Annotated in this window: 4 protein-coding genes and 1 pseudogene; 1 reads left to right on the top strand and 4 read right to left on the bottom strand. The window is 73.6% G+C overall.

Annotated elements, in window-relative coordinates:
• The 4 genes and pseudogenes from ABZ281_RS44370 to ABZ281_RS44355 form a co-directional block, all read right to left on the bottom strand.
• Positions 1–909 (bottom strand): caspase family protein (locus ABZ281_RS44370; RefSeq protein ID WP_356663950.1); only part of this gene is annotated, 909 nt, incomplete at its 3' end.
• Positions 910–912: 3 nt separating this feature from the next.
• Positions 913–1,248 carry a hypothetical protein gene (locus tag ABZ281_RS44365; protein WP_356663948.1) on the bottom strand — a complete coding sequence of 112 codons (336 nt, stop codon included), beginning with the start codon at positions 1,246–1,248 and terminating at the stop codon, positions 913–915.
• 123 nt (positions 1,249–1,371) lie between these two features.
• Positions 1,372–2,433 carry a hypothetical protein gene (locus tag ABZ281_RS44360; RefSeq protein WP_356663946.1) on the bottom strand — a complete coding sequence of 354 codons (1,062 nt, stop codon included), beginning with the start codon at positions 2,431–2,433 and terminating at the stop codon, positions 1,372–1,374.
• 65 nt (positions 2,434–2,498) lie between these two features.
• A pseudogene (locus ABZ281_RS44355) lies at positions 2,499–2,792 on the bottom strand (SpoIIE family protein phosphatase); the annotation flags it as partial.
• Between the two features lie 89 nt (positions 2,793–2,881).
• Between ABZ281_RS44355 and ABZ281_RS44350 the strand changes: the two are divergent.
• Positions 2,882–2,993, top strand: a 112-nt coding sequence (locus ABZ281_RS44350) for an ATP-dependent Clp protease proteolytic subunit (protein ID WP_356663952.1), incomplete at its 3' end; no start/stop codon positions are given.

Here is a 2,993-nt window from a genome sequence, read left to right as displayed (position 1 = left end):
GGGGGGGGGGGGGGGGGGGCGGGCCGTCGGCGGGGGGGAGCCGGGCCTCTGCGGCGGGGCAGATGGCGGCGACGGATCCGGCACCGGCCCCGGATCCGCTGGAGGCGCAGGCGCGGACTCGGGCGAGAGCACCGGCGCAGGCGAGGGCACCGGCCGTGCCGCCAGCAGGACGTCCGCGTCCGGGTCCCACGGAGGAGCCAGTGCCTGCGGTATCTGCGGGTCGTCCTCTTCCGCCTTGTAACCGGCCTCGTCCATCCGCTGCTTCAGTGTGGGATACAGCTCGGAGAGCCACGTCTCCCCGCCCTCGTCGAGAACCTCCGCCAGCTCACGGGTGAAGGGCGTCGCGATGTCGGCGTCCCCACCCAGGATGCAGCGGTTGGGCTGGACGCTCATCAGGAGCAGGACCTTCTCCTTGTTCCCCTCCGGATCGAGGAAGCGGTGCCAGATGCCCGCGGCATGACCCGCGTAGCAGCAGTCCAGGATCACCAGCACCTTCTCGGCGTGGTTCTCGGCGACGCAGATCTCGCTCAGCACCTGGGCGAAACTCACCGCACCGGGCAACTCGCCCGCGAGCACCCGCGCGGTACGCATCTGGAGGTACAGCTCACCGCCGGACGTGTTCACGACGGCGTGCCCGGCGAAATAGAGCAGCAGCAGGCCCTCGGCCTCGCTCACGGCGCGGCGCAGCGCACCGGTGAAGTCGTGCTGGGACGGCGAGGGCAGCACAGTGACCTCACCCGCGCCGAACACCCCGCCCCGGTACAGGGCGTCCTCGATCGTCGTCCGGTTGTGCCGCACGGCGGGGAGCTGGCCGATCACTCCATACGGATCCGGTGCCGTGTGGTCGTACTCGGACACACCGACGATCAGCGCCCGGTTCGCCCTGCCGCGCGGGTCGAAGCGGCTCACCGCCTACTCCCCGTCGGGGTCCAGTGGGCGGATCTGCGGATCGGGGTCGCCGCCCTGCAACCGGCGGCGGTTGTTCGTCCAAGTCTTCACCGCGCGGGCGGTGTACTCGGTGAGCGCCCCGACCGTGACGACGTCGCCGAGGAGTTTCAGCACGAGTTCGAGGTCGGGCCCGAGGCGTCCCGGGGCCCCGTCCGTGCCGGCCCGTTCCTCGATGCGCAGGTGCCGGCCGGAGAGCAGTTCCTCCAGCGGCTCCTCGCGCTCCAGCCACGTCTTCAGAGCTCTGACGTCATCCACGGTCGCGCCGGCGCCCAGCCGGACGCGCACGCCTAAGACAGCCACTTCGTCCCCCTCTGTCATACCCGACATCATGACACCGGGTCAGGCCCCGGCGGCAGACCTGTGACGTGACCTGTGAAAGCGATGGTTGCCCCCTTCTCGCCACGCGCACACGGCGCACGCGGCTCAGCCCTGGGTCTGCAACTGGCGCAGCTGCCGCTGCACATGGTCCAGCGCCCCTTCGCGTCGCCCGGGCACCCGTCCGCGCAACGCGGCCAGCGCGGCGCCCAGTTCACGGGCGGGGGCGGTGTCGTGGACCTGGCCCCACTGGTGGTGGGCCCGGTCCACGGCGGCCTCGACGGCGGGTGCGTCCGGAGCCTGCCCGGCGTTCAGACGGGCGGTGGCGATCATCAGCCAGGTGCGGCAGCTGCGGGCCGCGTCCCCGGCGAACATCGCCAGGTCGGCCCGTACTTCGGCCCAGTGCAGGGCCTCTTCGGACGCGGGCCCGTGCGCGGTGACGGCGGCCTGCTCGTGCCGGGCGGCGAGCGCGTCGGCGTCCGGGTGCCGGCCGGACTGGACGGCGGCGGAGATGGCGGCGTGCGGATCCCCGCCGGTCGGGCCGGGCGTGCTCAGCACCAGGTCCGTGCCCGCGCTCTCCGGCGCGATCCGGGTCAGCGCCTGCTGGTGCAACTGCTCGACCGGCGGCCGGAATCCGCTGCGCAGGATCGTCGCGACGGCCTTCATGTACGCCGGGACCGCGACCGTGCGTCTGGACGGCGGGGGCGCGATGCGGCCGTGAACGGCGTTGCCGCGCCCCGAGTCCAGCGGGGTGCTCCGCAGCAGCTCCCAGGTCTCTGCGTCGGCGTGCAGGTCGAGCAGGAGGGTCGTGGCGCCGGCGGGCCTGAGCCGCAGCTCCTCCCGGAACCAGTGCCAGGGGAATGCCGTGTAGCGGGCGGTGGAGGCGGTGGTGCGGGCCAGCGCGAGGTGGGGCAGACGCTGCCGGCGGTCGAGCTGGAGCTGCCCGGTGACGTACACGGTGAGGGGGCCGGGGGCCGCGGCGGCGGCGCGCAGCCGGGTGAGAACGGCCTGCGGCTCCAGCGGGTCGGCGAGTTCGACGACGTTCGCGGTGTCGGTGCCGGACAGCACCGCGGGCGCCACGGCGGCGAGGACGGGGAGCACCGAGGCGGCGTCCACCAGGCGCCCCCTGCCCACCGGCGAGGCCGCCAGCAGCAGCACGGTTCCGGGCATGGCCCCACCCCCTGTGTCGATCACGTACGTCAGCACCGTAACCGCTGCGGCTGCAAAGGTGGGTCTCAGGACCGCAAACGTCCGCCTTCTGGGGCTTCGCCCCCGGGTCTCCCGCGGACGGCGAACACCGTGGTGTCGTCGGCCAGGGGCCCGCCGCCGTGCCGCGGTGTGCCGTCCCGTACGAAGGTGGCGAGGCGGGCCGGTTCGGCGGTGCCTGGGTCCTCGGCGACGGCCCGGCTCACCTCGTGGGCGAGCGGGTAGAACACGCCGGTGCCGTCCCGGGCCTCGGTCACGCCGTCCGTCACCAACAGCAGCGTCTCGTCGGCGGAGATCCGCCACCGCCGGACCTGCGGCGGCCCGGGCGCGAGCCCCCGGAAGCCGAGCGGCGGCCCGGCAGCAGCAGCGGCGGCACCCAGGCCACGCTGCGGCCCCCCACCCGCAGCAGCTCCTGCCGCCGCACGACGTCGACCCCGACCGTGACATCTCGGTGTACATCAACAGCCCCGGCGGCTCCTTCACGGCGCTCACCGCGATCTACGACACGATGCAGTACGTGAAGC

It is taken from the genome of Streptomyces sp. NPDC006265 (assembly GCF_040613555.1).
Lineage (GTDB): Bacteria > Actinomycetota > Actinomycetes > Streptomycetales > Streptomycetaceae > Streptomyces.
This window is presented reverse-complemented; position numbering and strand designations above follow the sequence as displayed.

Excerpts from the sequence above, each read along its gene's own strand:
- ABZ281_RS44360 (WP_356663946.1), bottom strand. The coding sequence starts at position 2,433 with ATGCCCGGAACCGTGCTGCTGCTGGCGGCCTCGCCGGTGGGCAGGGGG.